The following is a 16,086-nucleotide window of genomic DNA, read 5'->3' on the forward strand; positions in this document are numbered from 1 at the left end:
GTCACAGTCCTATCGGGTAGTCGACTTTCCTGGGGGGAGGGCAGCCTTCCGGCCCCGGGAACGTCTGCTTGCCCGTGTCATCGTAGCGCTTGCCGCATTCGACGAGCACGCGCTTGCGGAAGGTATAGATGCTGGCTACCTTGCCGTTCGGGTGGTAGCAGATATTGTCGCCGTCGCGGTCGGCCGAAGCGTAGCTTATCATGGTTTCGCCATTCACCGTGCGCGTGCTGTGGCCGCGGCGCGGCTCCGTGCATTTGAGCTGGCCGCTTGCATAATAGGCGTTGAAGACGGAAGTGTCGGCCGCGCGGTCGACCAGCAGTTCGTCCTTGCGCTTGCCGTCCGGGTAGTTCGAATAGCCTTCCTGGCGCTGGCCGTACTGGAAGGCATAATAGTACTGCGGCTTGCCGTCCGGGTAGTACATGTGGTGGTACTCGCATACGTCGTCGCGCGTGCTGCCGTCCTCCTTGAAGGTGCAGCGGTGGATGTCGTTCATCAGCTGGCCGTCCTCGTAGTATTCGCGCAGGTGCGTGAGCAGGCGGCCCTGGTCGACGATGGCCAGGCGTTCCGGCTTGCCGTTCGGGTAGTAGCGCGCATCGAGGCCCTGCTTCTTGCCCTTGTCCCATAGCGTATCGAGGCGCAGGACCTTGCCGCTGTCGTCGAACGCCTGTTCGCGCCCATCGAGCTGGCCATTGCGGTAGGTGGCCGTGTAGACCGGGTATTCCTTGCCGGCCGGGCCCAGGTAGCGCGTGCGGCTGCCATCGAGCACGCCGGCCTGGTAGTGGTCGCGCTGGCGCAGCGCGCCTTGCGCATCCGTGTCGAGGGCCTCCCCCTGTTTTTTGCCTTTCACGAAGGTGACGCTTTGCGTGACCTTGTCCTTGAGCTTGAGCTTCCACGGGCCGTCGCGCAAGCCGTCGATAAAGCTGCCGTCGCCGTCTTCCGTGATCCACGCGCCGTGGCGCGCCCCATTGACGTAGTTGCCGCGCGTGCGCACTTTGCCGCCCATGCGGCGTTCGTGCGGGCCGTTCAGCTGGCCGTCCGCGTAGGTGTCGAAACCCGTCACCTCCTCTTCATCGGCATAGTTGACGACCGTCCAGCGGCCTTCGCGCTTGCCGGTGCGGTACATGCCGCTCTCGCTTTGCCGCGGATAGTCGAATTGCCAGGTCCCTTCGCGCAGGCCGTTGACGAAATGGCCTTTTTCGCGGCCTTCATGCATGCCTTCGCGTACCCACAGTCCCTGGCGCTTGCCTTTCACGTACTGGCCCCGTTCGACGACTGAACCGTCGTCCCAGGCCAGGCTGTAGATGACGGACGGGCCGTCTTCGCTACCCGTGAACTGTTTCGGCGCCGTTTCCCACGTCACTTGCCACAGGCGGTAATTGGGCAGGATGCCCGCGCCCGCATCGCTGTACAGCGTGTAGCTGGCGGTGAGAAAACGCTCGCCCTTCTTCTGGAAGGTCTTCTTGTAGGTGATGGCATCCTTGCCGCCTGCCGCCACGGGCTTGCCGTCATCGCTGTAGTAGCCGACGATGGTGCCTTGCGTATGGTCGATGGCGTCGACATCCGCATTGCCGCTCTTGCCGCGCGCGACGCTGTAGTCCATCGGCGCCAGCTTGGCCAGCGCGGCCTTGACCTGGCCCGCATTGGGAGCGGCGCTTTGCGCCACGATGCGGTTCAGGGCCGGCTGCAAGCCGTCCAGGCGCCGGTATTGGCCGGAGCTGCGGTGGTAGCGGTAGGCGCGCAGGCCGTTCTTGTCGCCCTGGCGGAACAGCACCAGCATGGTTTGCACGCTGGTGTCCGATTCCTTGTCCAGCGAGGCGTAGAAGACGGAGCGGATGACGGCGTTGCCGAACTGGTCGAGCAGGAAGGTTTTCGAAGCGCTGTTCGTGCACTCGCAGTAATAGCCGTTGACGCCGTCTTTTTCCTTGAGGAAGGCGATGTCCGCGCCGCTGTCCTGCGAGGCGCTGATGGCGGGATGGGCGAGGCTCTTGCCTTCGTAGAAGGGCGCGCCGTGGGCCAGCGCGGAACAGAGGAGCAAGGGCAGCAGAACTGGCAAGAACGGACGTTTCATCGTAAGGCTGGCGCCGGGGCGCCGCAATGGAAAGGCCACGATTCTGCCTGCGTTCTTACTTGTGGGCAAATACAAGTCTATCGTGCGCGCCTGCGTTCAGGGCTGGTGCGCGGCGCAGAAGTCCAGCAGCAGCTGTTCGCCGTCCGGCCAGGGGCCGTAACCGGCATCGCCATTGATATGGCCCGCGTCGCCGATCATGGTGAAATCGCTGCCCCAGGCGGCGGCAAACGCGCGCGCCCGCGCGAAGCTGACGTAGGGGTCATCGCCGCTGGCGACCACCAGGCTGGGAAACGGCAAGGCTTGCAGCGGCATCGGCGCAAAGCCCGTCGTGCCGGACGGGTAGGAGGGCGCGTCCACGTCGCTGGGGGCAACGAGGAAGGCGCCGGCGATCTTGTGCGGCGAGCCGCTGGCAGCCCAATGGGCCACCAGCGCGCAGGCCAGGCTGTGCGCGGCCAGCACAGGCGGGCGCTCGCAGGCGGCGATGGCGCGGTCGAGTTCCATCACCCATTCGTCCTTGTCCGGCGTCTGCCATTCGCGGTGCGGCACGCGCGACCATTGCGGGTGGCGCGCTTCCCAATGGGTTTGCCAGTGCTGCGGCCCGGAATTCCACAGGCCGGCCAGGGTCAGGACGAGAGGCGACATCATTTCTCCTTTTGAAATTGAAATCAGAGCTCCGTGCGCAGGGCGAATAGTTCAGGGAACAATACCACGTCGAGCATCTTGCGCAAATAGCTCACGCCCGCCGTGCCGCCCGTGCCCGTCTTGAAGCCGATGATGCGCTCGACCGTCGTCACATGGCGGAAGCGCCAGAAGCGGAAGGCCGTTTCCAGGTCGACCAGTTTTTCGGCCAGCTCGTACAGGGCCCAGTGTTTCGACGGGTCGCGGTAGACTTCCAGCCACGCCGCCTTGACCGAGGCGTCGGCAGCGGTCGGCAGGGTCCAGTCGGCGTTCAGGCGCTCGGGCGCGATGGGCAAGCCGCTGCGCGCCAGCAGCTTGATCGACTCATCGTAGACGGATGGCGTGCGCAGGGCGGCGTCGAGCGTCTTGTAGGTATCGGGGGCCGTCGTATGCACGTTGAGCAGGGCGGCGTTCTTGTTCCCCAAAATGAATTCGATCTCGCGGTACTGGAAGGACTGGAAGCCGGACGAGGCGCCCAGGTAGGGCCGGATGGCCGTGTATTCGGGCGGCGTCATGGTGGCCAGCACGTCCCAGGCATGCACCAGCTGGTCCATGATGCGCGCCACGCGCGCCAGCATCTTGAACGCGGGCGCCAGGTCGCCGCTTTGCAGGTTGGCGCGCACGGCGTGCATTTCGTGCAGCATCAGCTTCATCCACAATTCGCTGGTCTGGTGTTGCACGATGAACAACATTTCGTTGTGGTTGGGCGACAGCGGATGCTGGGCCGTGAGGATGCGGTCCAGCGCCAGGTAGTTACCGTAGCTCATAGATTCGCTGAAATCCATCTGCGCGCCATGCCACTGCGCCTCCTGGGCGCCCGCATGCATGGGGCAGCCGCTGGTGTTTTCCTTGTTCATATTCTTGTCGTCGCTCATGGGATGGTTCAGGTGACGGCATCGCGCTTGGCGGCGATGTCGTAGGCTAGGGTGTCGAGGATGTCGCGCAAGATTTCCACGGCATCCCAGACGTCGGCAAAGCTCGTGTACAGGGGCGTAAAGCCGAAGCGCATGATGGCCGGTTCGCGGTAGTCGCCGATCACGCCGCGCGCGATCAGCGCCTGCATCACGGCATAGCCGTGCGGGTGCGTGAAGCTGACCTGGCTGCCGCGCCGCGCATGCTCGCGCGGCGTGACGAGGCCCAGCGGATGGCTGGCGCAGCGCTGCTCCACCAGTGCGATGAACAGATCCGTCAGGGCCAGCGACTTGCGGCGGATGGCTTCCATGCTCGTCTGCGCAAAGATATCGAGGCCGCATTCGACGAGGGCCAGCGAAACGATGGGTTGCGTGCCGCACAGGGCGCGGGCGATGCCGTCGGCCGGCGTGTAGCCCGGGTCCATGGCGAAGGGCGCGGCGTGGCCCCACCAGCCGGACAGGGGCTGGCGGAAGCGCGCCTGGTGCTTTGCCGGCACCCAGATGAAGGCGGGCGAGCCGGGGCCGCCGTTCAGGTATTTATAGGTGCAGCCGACGGCCAGGTCGGCGCCATCGCCATTCAGGTCCAGCGGCACGGCGCCGGCCGAATGGGCCAGGTCCCACAGCGCCAGCGCGCCTTGGGCGTGGCAGTGGCGGCTGACGGCGGCCATGTCGTGCTGGTAGCCGCTGCGGTAGTTCACGTGCGTGAGCATGGCGACGGCGCAATCGGCGGCGATGGCCTGCGTCAGCTCCTGCGGGCTGTCGACCAGGCGCAACTGGTAGCCCTGGTCGAGCCAGGCGGACAGGCCTTGGGCCATGTACAGGTCGGTTGGGAAGTTGCTGCGTTCGCTGACGATGATGCGCCGCGCGGCGCGCGCAGGATCGCTGGCCTGCATCTGCAGCGCGGCGGCCAGGGCCTTGAACAGGTTGACGGAAGTTGTGTCGGTGATGACGACTTCGCCCGTGTGGGCGCCGATCAGCGGCGCCAGGCGGTCGCCCAGACGCTTGGGCAGGTCGAACCAGCCGGCCGTGTTCCAGCTGCGGATCAGGTCCGTGCCCCATTCTGCCGCGATGACGTGCTGGGCGCGGGCCAGGGCCGCTGTCGGCCGCGCCCCTAGCGAGTTGCCGTCGAGGTAAATCACGCCCTGGGGCAGGTCGAACTGGCGGCGCAGCGGCGCCAGCGGATCGTCAAGGTCGCGCGCAGTGCAGTCATTGCGAGAAATCATGGTGGCTTTCATGTTGATATGGGACTCGGCAAATGCAATATGTTTTAGGTCTAAAATATTTTGCGGATGGCGAAGTGTAGCAAATTGCGCGGCAAAAGCGTCATGCCCGGCCGACGGCCGGGTACGGAAAAATACGGGTTTGCGGGGCGTAGGCAAAAAAAATCAGGATTTTTCAAAATATTTTCAAAAAACCCTAAAGTTCCCCGACAGGCCGCCGTAAATGAATACAGGAACGGCGGAAAACCGTCACTGGCAAGAAAAGCAGGTTTTTTAAAAGATTTTTCAAAAAAACCCTCAAGTTCCCGCCAAAGCAGCCGTTACTGAGTATAGATGTGCTTGATTCAGGTCAAGTTGTTGTAAAAAAGTGATATTAAATGCAGTTGAAAAGTCAGGAAATCCTGGCTCTTTGCATCAGCCCATATCCACGCGTTTACAGGCGTGCGACCATGATCGAGCAGTGTTTGTCAGACAAACACCTACGATCCCATCTCCTATTGCCCGACCAAAAATACAGCGCTACGCCTCTGTTGCGTTTGATGTTGCTCCTGCAGAATGTATCTCACTGGCAACACACACTGCCAGCTGAATTCAACGGATTGAGGAGATGGAAATGACTGCTAACGATATGATGGCTGAGATTCGCGACGCTAACCTGAGCTACCTGATGCTGGCCCAGCAGATGATTCGTGCGGACAAGGTAACGGCCATCTTCCGTTTGGGCATTGCCGCCGAAATCGCCGAGCTGATCGAAGGCATGAGCAATGCGCAGATCCTCAAGCTCGCTGGCGGCAACATGATGCTGGCCCGCTTCCGCTTCGATGACAGCGCCATCCTGGGCATGTTGACCAACTACAACAAAGACCGCTCGCTGGCCCAGTCCCACGCCGCCATCCTGATGGCCGGCCAGGGCGTCGAAGAAATCGCTTGAGCTGAGCCTCCAGCCTTGCATTTTGCCGGCAACCTTATCAATCAGTCCGTAGCGGAGCACGCAGCATGGCCAAGAAAAGTGTCGTATCGGAAGCGCAGGAAATCCAGCTGGCCATCGAGTTGATCCAGTTGGGCGCCCGCCTGCAATTGCTGGAGACGGAAGTGTCGCTGTCGCGCGAGCGCCTGTTGAACTTGTACAAGGAATTGAAGGGCGTATCGCCACCGAAAGGCATGCTGCCGTTTTCCACGGACTGGTTCCTGACCTGGCAACCGAACATCCATTCTTCGCTGTTCATCAATATCCATAAGTTCCTCGTCGAGCACGCCGGTGCGACCGGTATCGAGGCGGTGATGAAGGCCTATCAGCTGTACCTGGAACAAATGCCGCCCGAAGCGGGCGAAGAGCCGCTGCTGTCGCTGACGCGGGCCTGGACCCTGGTGCGCTTTTTCAGCAGCAAGATGCTGGCCATGGCGCCATGCGGCAAGTGCGGCGGCAAGTTTGTCGTCAATTGCCTGGATTTGAATGCCGATTATGTGTGCGGCCTGTGCCATATGCCTTCGCGCGCCGGCAAGACCAAGAAAGCGCGCGACGAGGCCGCTGCCAGCGCACCCGCCCGCCAGCCCGCCTGAAACGTCCCCTGTGCTGCCGTCAACCGGAGCCGGTCGCCAGATCGCGCTCCGGTTTTTTCATGGCGCTTTCGCTTACACTGGTGTTTTCCTTCCGTCACTGTCCCATGCTGCAACAAATCCTGCGCGCGCCCGCGCTCAAGGCGCTCCTGCTCCAGGCGCTGGCCTTTGCCCTGCTGCTCTTGCTCGTCTATGGCCTGGCACGGGGCGGGGTGGCACTGTCGCTGCCGGCCGTCGCCGGCCTGCAGGGCCTGCTGGCCGCGGCGCTCACGTGGCGCGCGGGCCTGGCGCGCTGGTGGTGCGCCATCGGCTTGCTGTTCGCGCCGGCCCTGCTGGGCGCCAGCCGCCTGGACTTGCCGCCCGCGCTCTTTCTGGCTGCCTTTGTTTTCCTGTTGAGCCTGTACTGGACCACCTTCCGCACGCAAGTGCCGTTCTATCCATCGGGGCCCAGGGTATGGCAGGCCGTGGCGCAGCTGATCGCCGGACGGCCCGGCGTGCGCCTGGTCGATATCGGCAGCGGCCTGGGCGGCCTGGTGCTGGACCTGGCGCGGCGACGCCCCGATGGGCAATTCTGCGGCATCGAACTGGCGCCGCTGCCGTGGCTGCTCAGCCGCCTGCGTGCGTGGCTGGCGGGCAGCCGCGCGCAATTCCTGCGGGGCGACTATGCGGCGCTCGATTTTGGCAAGCATGATGTGGTGTTCGCCTATCTGTCGCCGGCCGCGATGGCGGCCCTGTGGATCAAGGCGGAAGCGGAAATGTTGCCTGGAAGTATGCTTCTTAGTTACGAATTCAAGATTGCCGCGCGGGAGCCCGATAAGGCCATTGCCGCCACAGAGAATGGTCCCTTGCTCTACATATGGTGCTTTTAGGCAATTGTCTGCGTTATTTGCTTGCTCGGAGGACAATCTCACGTTATTGTAGTTCCACACGGCATTTTGTCGGGATTGCGTTGAAATGCGGGTCGTTTCAATCTACCTTCAGTTACTTTTTTTGCCGCTGTTCCCCGCCGCGGCGCAGCCGCCGGCCGCAGGGAGCTGGTTTGAGCATGCCGGGCGCAAAAGCCCGGCCATTATTGGGAGTCAGGGCACTTGTTAGTCATAATCGGATACATCATCGTCTGCGCCTCGGTCTTTGGCGGTTTCGCGATGGCGGGCGGCCATCTGGCGGCGCTGTTCCAGCCGCTGGAACTGCTGATGATCGGCGGCGCGGCCCTGGGCGCCTTCCTTGTTGGTAACAATAACAAGGCGATCAAGGCCACGATCGCTGCCTTGCCCAGCCTGTTCAAGGGATCGCGCTACACCAAAGACCTGTACATGGAGCTGATGTCGCTGCTGTTTGAAGTGCTGAGCAAGGTGCGCAAGGAAGGCCTGATGTCGATCGAGGGCGATATCGACAAGCCGGAAGAGAGTCCGCTGTTTTCCAAGTATCCGGCCGTGCTGGCCGACCATCATATCGTCGAATTCATGACCGATTACCTGCGCCTGATGGTGTCGGGCAATATGGATGCCTTCCAGATCGAAAACCTGATGGATAACGAGATCGAGACGCACCATCACGAAGGCGCCGTGCCGGCCCACGTGATCGCCAAGGTGGGCGACGGCTTGCCGGCCTTCGGTATCGTCGCCGCCGTGATGGGCGTGGTGCATACGATGGAATCGGTGGGCATACCGCCGGCCGAGCTGGGCATGCTGATCGCACACGCGCTGGTCGGCACTTTCCTCGGCATTTTGCTCGCCTATGGCTTCGTCGGGCCGCTGGCCAGCCTGCTGGAGCAGAAGCTGGAAGAGTCGAGCAAGATGTTCCAGTGCGTGAAAGTGACGCTGCTGGCCAGCTTGAATGGCTATGCACCGGCGCTGGCCGTGGAGTTCGGCCGCAAGGTGCTGTTTTCGACGGAGCGCCCGACATTCAACGAGCTGGAAGACCACATCAAGAAATCGAAAACGAAGTAAGCAGTGAAAGCACGCCTGGATATCATGAGTCAACTGCAGTACAGGGAAGGGGAACGCCATGGCCGATGAAGGCATGCGCCCGATTATCGTCAAGCGCATCAAGAAAACGGCCGGCGGCCATCATGGCGGGGCGTGGAAGATCGCCTATGCCGACTTCGTCACGGCCATGATGGCATTCTTTCTGCTGATGTGGCTGCTGGGATCGACCTCGAAGGGCGACCTGAACGGCATTTCCGAATTCTTCAAGACGCCGTTGAAGGTGGCGATGGCGGGCGGCTCCGGCAGCGGCGAGAGCAACTCCGTGATCCAGGGCGGCGGCCAGGACTTGTCGCGCCAGGATGGCGAGGTGCGCAAGGCGCAGGAAACCCAGCAGCGCAAATCGTTCGACCTCAATTCGGCCAAGGCCGCGCTCGAACGGGAAGAGGGGCGCCGTCTGCAGGCGCTGAAGGCGCGCATCGAAGCGACCATCGACGCCAATCCCCTGCTGAAAAAATACAAGAACCAGTTGCTGCTCGATATCACGAGCGAGGGCTTGCGCATCCAGATCGTCGATGAGCAGAACCGCCCCATGTTTGCGCTGGCCAATGCCAATCTGCAACCTTATACCAAGGAAATCCTGCACGCCATCGGCTTCGTGCTCAATGAAGTGCCGAACCGCATCGGCCTGTCCGGGCACACGGATTCGACCCCGTACATGAGCGATGCCGGCTACAGCAACTGGGAACTGTCGGCCGACCGCGCGAATGCGTCGCGGCGCGAACTGATTATTGGCGGCATGAATGAAGACAAGGTACTGCGCGTGGTGGGACTCGGTTCGGCCGCCCACCTGGACAAGCAGGACCCGTTCAATCCGATCAACCGGCGCATCAGCATCATCGTCATGAACAAGCGCACGGAAGAAAATGTCCTGCGCGATGGTTCGGCCATCGAGTTGCCCGTGACCGATGCCGCGGCCGCCGCTGTCACCTCGGGGTTGGCGGCCGGTTCGCCGCCCGTGGCGGCCCCGGTTCCGGCAGCGGCAAAGAAATGACGCGCATGGCCCGTCAGCGCGTGGTGTATTGAAACAATGAGACCTTTATGACAAGAAAGAAAATACTTGGCTCGCATGTAAAGCGCCTGTTGTCCGGCGTGTCGGACCATGGCCGCAAGCACTTGACGGAGGTGGAAACCGACCTGGTGCAGACTGGCATCTTGCTGGAAGAGGCGATCGAGAAGCTGTCCTTCAATTTCATGGCCATCCATGCGGCAGTTGCGGCACAGCAAGACACGATAGCCCTGCTGCTGGAAGGCGGCATGCCGGCCGACGAGCAGCGCGAAAAACTGCTGGCGCTGCAGGACGAGGTGGGTGGCTATGTGAATGCGGCCATCACCAGCATGCAGTTCCAGGACATGACCAGCCAGCTGATCGAGCGCACCCTGAAGCGGGTGACAGGCTTGCGCGAGTTTCTTGGCACGCTAGGGTCGCATGGCGCCGAGATGTTGCCAGAGAGTGACAACGAAGAAATTGTCGCCTTGCTGGGACGGGTCAGCATGGCGCTGGCGATTCAAAGCCTGGAACTGCGCAGCGTGCTGCGCAAGGCTGTCAGTCAACAGCATTTGGAAAGCGGCGACATCGAGCTGTTCTAGCATGGAAATGCGGAACGCTTGCGGTTGCATGGATCAATCAAATACTTGGGCAAGATGCCCGGAATAAAGTGGGAGCAAAGATGGCCAAAACGATACTTGCAGTGGACGATTCCAGCTCATTGCGCCAGATGGTGGCGTTCAGTCTGAAAGCCGCCGGTTACCAGGTGGTGGAGGCTGTTGACGGCCAGGACGGACTGGAAAAAGCCAAGCTGCAAACCGTGGACCTGGTGCTGACGGACCAGAACATGCCGCGCATGGACGGCCTGGAGCTGATCAAGCTGCTGCGCGAATTGCCAGCCTACCAAAAGGTGCCTATCCTGATGCTGACGACGGAGTCGTCGGATGAAATGAAGTCGAAGGGACGTGCCGCCGGCGCCAATGGCTGGCTGGTCAAGCCGTTCGATCCGCAACGTCTGATCGAAGTGGTCAAGAAGGTGATCGGCTGATGCCAGCCGCGCAGCGCAACGATGCAATTGACGGAGTCACCCTATGACCATCGATATTAGCCAGTTTTTCCAGGTCTTTTTCGATGAGGCCGAGGAACTGCTGGCTGAAAAGGAACGGCTGCTGCTGGCCGTCGATATTGCGGCGCCTGACGCCGAAGACCTGAATGCGATTTTCCGTACCGCCCACTCGATCAAGGGCGGGGCGTCGACGTTTGGCCTCTCCGACATGAGCGAGGTGACGCATATCCTCGAGTCACTGCTCGACCGCATCCGCCAGGGCCAGATGGCGCTGACGGCGGAACATGTGGATGCGTTTTTGGCAGCCAAGGATATCCTCAAGATGCAGCTCGACGGCCATCGCCTGGGCAGCGCCGTCGACCAGGATGCCGTGGCCAATGTACGCATGATGCTGCAGTCGTTCTCGCAGGACGTGCCGGTGGCCGCGCTCACGCCCGTCGCGCCGGCCTTCCACACGGCGGAAAAGGAAGTGGTCAGCCATGCCGGCGGCCAGCGCTTCCGCCTGGAGTTGCCGAAGATGGAGTCGCGCGAAGTCGATGCGCTGGCGGCCGAACTGGGCCTGCTGGGCGACGTGGCGGTGTCGACGCTGCCCGATGCGCGCAAGGTGCTGGAAGTGACGACGCATGAAAGCCTGGACGATATCCTGGCCATCTGCTCGTTCGTGCTGAACCCGGACGACATGGTCATCACCCAGGCGCCGCCCCTGGCGCCCGGCGAGGCCGATGCGGCCCGGGCGGCGCAGGAAAAGGCGCAGGGCTACGGTTTCTTCGATCCGCTGCCAGGCGCGCCTGCAGCGCAGGGCGCGGCGGACCCCGGTTATGGCTTCTTCCAGCCGCTCGAGGATATCCGCGCCGCCGCCGGCGTGCAGAGCGAAGCCGAACAGGGCTATGGTTTCTTCCAGCCGCTGGAACAGATCCGCGCCGACGCGGCCAAGGCTGGCGCCTCCACCGGCGCGGCTGCCGTGCAAGCCGTGGTGAACGCGGTGGCGGAAGTGGAGCAGGAAAAGAAACCGGCCAAAGGCGACAAGGCGGGTGCCGAATCGTCGTCGATTCGCGTCTCGATTGAAAAAGTCGACCAGTTGATCAATCTGGTGGGAGAACTGGTGATCACGCAGGCGATGATCGAGCAGCGCGCCAGCGCGCTCGATCCGATGGTGCATGAAAAGCTGCTCGACAGCGTCAGCCACCTGACGCGCAACACGCGCGACTTGCAGGAAGCGGTGATGTCGATCCGCATGATGCCGATGGATTTCGTTTTTTCCCGCTTTCCGCGCATGGTGCGCGACCTGGCGACCAAGTTGGGCAAGAAGGTCGACTTCATCACGAATGGCGCCGCGACGGAACTCGACAAGGGCCTCATCGAGCGCATCGTCGATCCGCTCACGCACCTGGTGCGCAACAGCATCGACCATGGCGTGGAAATGCCGGCAGCCCGCGTGGCCGCCGGCAAGACCGAGGCGGGGCGGCTGTTCCTGTCGGCCAGCCACCAGGGCGGCAATATCATCATTGAAGTCTCCGATGACGGCGCGGGCCTGAACCGCGAACGCATCCTGGCCAAGGCGCAGCAGCAGGGCCTGGACGTGTCCGAGACGATGAGCGACGCCGACGTGTGGCAGCTGATTTTCGCGCCCGGCTTTTCCACCGCCGAGGCGGTCACCGACGTGTCGGGCCGCGGTGTGGGCATGGATGTCGTCAAGCGCAATATCAGCGCCATGGGCGGCGTGGTCGATATCCGTTCGGCCAAGGGCTTCGGCACGACGATTTCCATCTCGCTGCCGCTGACCCTGGCCATCCTGGATGGCATGTCGATCCGCGTCGGCGACGAAGTGTATATTTTACCGCTGGGCTTTGTCATCGAATCGCTGCAGCCGGCCGTTGAGGATGTCAAGGACATCGCTGGCCGCGGCCAGGTGGTGAAGGTGCGCGGCGAATACCTGCCGCTCATTCCGTTGTACCAGATGTTCGATATCGCGCCGCGCTTCACCAGCCCATCCGAAGGTATCTGCGTTATCCTCGAGACGGAAGGCCGCAAGGCGGCGCTGTTTGTCGATGACCTGGTGGGGCAGCAGCAGGTTGTGGTGAAGAATCTCGAATCGAATTACCGCAAGGTGGTGGGCATTTCCGGCGCCACCATCCTGGGCGATGGCGGCGTGTCGCTGATTCTCGATGTCGCCGCCCTGATCCGTTCTTCTCGTCAGCTGGCTGACGAGTCCCTTTTCGCAACACAGATAGATAAATAACAGATAGGAAATCCATCATGTCAGATACTCAACAAACATCCGGAAGCAAACCGGGCGACGGCAAGGACATCGCCGGCCGTGAATTCCTGGCCTTTACCCTGGGCTCCGAAGAGTACGGCATCGATATCCTGAAAGTCCAGGAAATCCGCGGCTATGAAGCGGTGACCCGCATCGCCAACGCGCCTGAATTCATCAAGGGCGTGATCAACCTGCGCGGCATCATCATTCCCGTGGTCGACATGCGCATCAAGTTCAACCTGGGCACGCCCGTGTACGACCAGTTCACGGTGGTGATCATCCTGAACATCGGCGGCCGTATCGTCGGCATGGTGGTCGACAGCGTGTCCGACGTCACCACCCTGACGCCGGAGCAGGTCAAGCCGGCGCCGGAAATGGGCACGGCCTTCTCGACCGACTACATGATCGGCCTGGGCACCATCGACGAGCGCATGCTGATCCTGGTCGACATCGACAAGCTGATGTCGAGCAGCGAGATGGGCCTGATCGACAAGCTGGCGGCGTAAGGCCGGCGGGCGGCGCCCGGGGCGCCGCCGTTTTACCACGCAAAGAATCACTACAGATATGCATGTACCGGCGCGGGCAGTATTGGGAGGCGCGCCGGCAGGCTGCAAGGTCCGACAGAGACCCGGCCATAACACGGCGCCGTCCGGTTGAACGGGCGCCGTTCACATAAATATTGGAGACTGTAATGAGTTTGCGCGATTTCAAGATAGGTACGCGGCTGGGCATGGGGTTTGGCAGCATCCTCGTCATCCTGGCGGTGGTGGTGCTGTCGGCCAATGCCCTCAACTACCGCAACAAGGCCGAACTGCTGGAAGGGCTGGCGCTGGCCGGCGAGAAGAATACGCAGGCGTCGCAGATGAAAAGTGCAATGCTGGAAACGGGTATCGCCATGCGCAATATCGGTTTGCAGGGCGACGTGGGCCTGATGCAGGCCGAAGAGAGCAAGGTACGCCAGCACCGCAAATTGTATGACGGCGCGCGCGACAAGCTGGCCGGCCTGGGGCTGTCCGATGGCGAGAAGGCGCTGCTGGCCGATATCTCCAAGGTCGACGGCGAAGTCGATGCCGCCTTCAAGGAGGCGATGGGGCAGGTGCTGGCGTTTAACAGCGAAGGCGCGGCCAAGGTGATCGCTACCCGCATCGATCCGCTGAACCGCAAGACCCTGGCCGACATCAACAAGCTGCTCGACCTGCAGCATGTGGCGCAGCAAAGCTTCATGGACGGTTCGCTGGCGGCCGATGCGCGGCTGATGCTGGTGCTGTTCGTCCTCGGCGGCGCGGCGGTGGCGATCGGCGCCTGGTGCGCGATCTTCATCACGCGCTCGATCACGGTGCCGCTGTCGGGCGCCCTGGCGGTGGCGCAGAAGGTGGCGGCAGGCGAACTGACGTCGCATGTGGCCGTCGAAGGCAAGGATGAAACAAGCGCGCTGCAGCAGGCGCTGAAGGACATGAACGACAGCCTGGCGAAGACCGTCAGCGACGTGCGCAATGGCACGCAGACCATCACCGTGGCCTCGCGCGAGATCGCCAGCGGCAATGCCGACCTGTCGGCGCGCACGGAAACGCAGGCCAGCTCGCTCGAAGAAACGGCATCGTCGATGGAAGAACTGACATCGACAGTGAAGCAGAATGCGGACAATGCGCGCCAGGCCAACCAGCTGGCCGTGTCGGCGTCGTCGGTGGCGGAGCAGGGCGGCAACGTGGTGGCGCAAGTGGTCGACACCATGGGCTCGATCAAGGACAGCTCGCGCAAGATCGTCGATATCATCGGCGTCATCGATGGCATCGCGTTCCAGACGAATATCCTGGCCCTGAATGCGGCGGTGGAAGCGGCGCGCGCGGGCGAGCAGGGCCGCGGCTTCGCGGTGGTGGCGTCGGAGGTGCGCAACCTGGCCCAAAGATCCGCTGGCGCGGCGAAAGAGATCAAGGGCCTGATCGGCGACTCGGTGGAAAAGGTCGATGCGGGCAGCCGCCTGGTGGACGAGGCGGGGCAGACCATGGGCCTGATCGTCACGTCGATCCGGCAGGTGGCCGACATCATGGGCGAGATTACGGCTGCGACACAGGAGCAAAGCCATGGCATCGAGGAAGTCAACCAGGCCATCGCGCAGATGGACCAGATGACGCAGCAGAATGCGGCGCTGGTGGAGGAGGCGGCAGCGGCCGCCGAGAGCATGCAGGAGCAGGCGCAAAAGCTGGCCGATGCGGTCAGCATCTTCAAGCTGGGCGGGGAACACATGGCGCCTGAGGTCCGCGTGGCGGCGGTGCCGGTGCGGGCCGCCGCTCCTGCGGCAAAGGCGCCGGTGGCGCGCGTGGGCGTGGCGAAGGCCGCGCGCATGGCGGCGCCGTCGCCCGCGAAAAAGCTGGTGGCAACCAGCGGCGACGATTGGGAAGAGTTCTGACGCCAACCCGGTCCCGCTAGTTATACTTGCAAAGGCATTGGTCAGAGTAGTCATGGAGAGGTAAAAACAAAATGCCGCAAACTAAAACGGATTCGGTCAAGGAATTTGACTTCACTGGCAAGGACTTCGAACGGGTCCGTGCCATGATTTACAAGCGGGCCGGCATCGCGCTGGCCGACAGCAAGCAGGAAATGGTCTACAGCCGCCTGGCGCGGCGCCTGCGGGCGACCGGCATTTCTTCGTTCGTGCGCTACCTGGACGACCTGGAGGCAGGGCGCATGGGTGACGAGTGGGAAGCGTTCACGAACGCGCTGACGACGAACCTGACGTCGTTTTTCCGCGAGGCCCATCATTTTCCGCTGCTGGCCGAGCATGTGAAAAAACTGAGCGGGCCGATCACCATCTGGTGTTCGGCCAGTTCCACCGGCGAGGAGCCGTATTCGATCGCCATGACGGTGTGCGAAGCGTTCAATACGCTCACGCCGCCGGTGACCATCATCGCCACCGATATCGACACGAATGTGCTGGCCACGGCCGCCAATGGCGTCTATAACCTGGACCGGCTCGACAAGATGCCGGCCGACCGGGCGCGGCGTTTCTTCTTGCGCGGCAAGGGGGATCGCGAGGGACAGGTCCGGGTGCGTCCGGAACTGCGCCAGATGATCACCTTCAAGCCGCTCAACCTGCTGGCCGACGGCTGGCCCCTGACGGGGCAGTTCGACGTCATTTTCTGTCGTAACGTGATGATTTATTTTGACAAGGCGACGCAGCGCAAAATACTGTCCCGCTTTGTGCCGTTGATGAAGCCGGATGCCCTGCTGTTTGCCGGCCATTCGGAGAATTTTCTGTACGTGTCGGAGTCATTGAAGCTGCGCGGCAAGACAGTTTATGAGCTCGATCAGCCGCGGGGCAGCGCACCCAAAGCATCGTCGCATCGTACATGAGAGTG

Annotated in this window: 15 protein-coding genes; 11 read left to right on the forward strand and 4 right to left on the reverse strand. The window is 62.4% G+C overall.

Going from position 1 to position 16,086, the window contains the following annotated elements; translation table 11 throughout:
- Position 1 precedes the first annotated feature (1 nt).
- From AC3RCJ_RS10705 to kynU, 4 genes are all read right to left on the reverse strand, one after another.
- Entirely contained in the window at positions 2-2,068 is a 2,067-nt protein-coding gene (locus AC3RCJ_RS10705; protein WP_492962527.1) for a toxin-antitoxin system YwqK family antitoxin, read from the reverse strand.
- A gap of 96 nt (positions 2,069-2,164) precedes the next feature.
- Complete coding sequence (locus AC3RCJ_RS10710) at positions 2,165-2,713, reverse strand: RBBP9/YdeN family alpha/beta hydrolase (RefSeq protein ID WP_492965508.1); 549 nt, start codon at positions 2,711-2,713, stop codon at positions 2,165-2,167.
- Positions 2,714-2,733: 20 nt separating this feature from the next.
- Positions 2,734-3,621 carry a tryptophan 2,3-dioxygenase gene (gene kynA, locus AC3RCJ_RS10715; RefSeq protein WP_492962523.1) on the reverse strand — a complete coding sequence of 296 codons (888 nt, stop codon included), beginning with the start codon at positions 3,619-3,621 and terminating at the stop codon, positions 2,734-2,736.
- An 8-nt stretch (positions 3,622-3,629) separates the two neighbouring features.
- Positions 3,630-4,880 carry a kynureninase gene (kynU, locus tag AC3RCJ_RS10720; protein ID WP_492962521.1) on the reverse strand — a complete coding sequence of 417 codons (1,251 nt, stop codon included), beginning with the start codon at positions 4,878-4,880 and terminating at the stop codon, positions 3,630-3,632.
- Between the two features lie 610 nt (positions 4,881-5,490).
- Here kynU and flhD point away from each other — a divergent pair.
- The 11 genes from flhD (at position 5,491) to AC3RCJ_RS10775 (ending at position 16,081) form a co-directional block, all read left to right on the forward strand.
- A complete protein-coding gene (flhD, locus tag AC3RCJ_RS10725; RefSeq protein ID WP_034758381.1) occupies positions 5,491-5,808 on the forward strand; it encodes a flagellar transcriptional regulator FlhD in 318 nt (105 codons plus the stop codon).
- A gap of 65 nt (positions 5,809-5,873) precedes the next feature.
- Positions 5,874-6,437, forward strand: coding sequence for a flagellar transcriptional regulator FlhC (flhC, locus tag AC3RCJ_RS10730; protein ID WP_492962519.1), 564 nt, complete (start codon positions 5,874-5,876; stop codon positions 6,435-6,437).
- 104 nt (positions 6,438-6,541) lie between these two features.
- The gene (locus AC3RCJ_RS10735; protein WP_492962517.1) at positions 6,542-7,303 is read left to right on the forward strand and encodes a class I SAM-dependent methyltransferase; all 762 of its coding nucleotides are present in this window, start codon (positions 6,542-6,544) and stop codon (positions 7,301-7,303) included.
- A gap of 219 nt (positions 7,304-7,522) precedes the next feature.
- A complete protein-coding gene (motA, locus tag AC3RCJ_RS10740; RefSeq protein ID WP_070219712.1) occupies positions 7,523-8,383 on the forward strand; it encodes a flagellar motor stator protein MotA in 861 nt (286 codons plus the stop codon).
- A 58-nt stretch (positions 8,384-8,441) separates the two neighbouring features.
- Complete coding sequence (motB, locus tag AC3RCJ_RS10745; protein ID WP_492962515.1) at positions 8,442-9,413, forward strand: flagellar motor protein MotB; 972 nt, start codon at positions 8,442-8,444, stop codon at positions 9,411-9,413.
- 47 nt (positions 9,414-9,460) lie between these two features.
- Positions 9,461-10,009 (forward strand): chemotaxis protein, encoded by a 549-nt coding sequence (locus AC3RCJ_RS10750; protein WP_492962513.1) that lies wholly within the window; start codon positions 9,461-9,463, stop codon positions 10,007-10,009.
- Positions 10,010-10,089: 80 nt separating this feature from the next.
- On the forward strand, positions 10,090-10,455 hold the full coding sequence (locus AC3RCJ_RS10755; protein ID WP_065306416.1) for a response regulator: 366 nt from the start codon (positions 10,090-10,092) through the stop codon (positions 10,453-10,455).
- Between the two features lie 43 nt (positions 10,456-10,498).
- Positions 10,499-12,712 (forward strand): chemotaxis protein CheA, encoded by a 2,214-nt coding sequence (cheA, locus tag AC3RCJ_RS10760; RefSeq protein WP_492962511.1) that lies wholly within the window; start codon positions 10,499-10,501, stop codon positions 12,710-12,712.
- Positions 12,713-12,729: 17 nt separating this feature from the next.
- Positions 12,730-13,236, forward strand: a complete 507-nt coding sequence (locus AC3RCJ_RS10765; protein ID WP_071324468.1) for a chemotaxis protein CheW — start codon at positions 12,730-12,732, stop codon at positions 13,234-13,236.
- A gap of 185 nt (positions 13,237-13,421) precedes the next feature.
- The gene (locus tag AC3RCJ_RS10770) at positions 13,422-15,137 is read left to right on the forward strand and encodes a methyl-accepting chemotaxis protein (protein ID WP_492962509.1); all 1,716 of its coding nucleotides are present in this window, start codon (positions 13,422-13,424) and stop codon (positions 15,135-15,137) included.
- Between the two features lie 71 nt (positions 15,138-15,208).
- Positions 15,209-16,081: a CheR family methyltransferase gene (locus AC3RCJ_RS10775; RefSeq protein ID WP_492962507.1), complete on the forward strand. Its 873-nt coding sequence runs from the start codon at positions 15,209-15,211 to the stop codon at positions 16,079-16,081.
- Positions 16,082-16,086: the final 5 nt, after the last annotated feature.

The sequence above is a fragment of the Janthinobacterium sp. GW822-FHT07H11 genome (genome assembly GCF_058798615.1).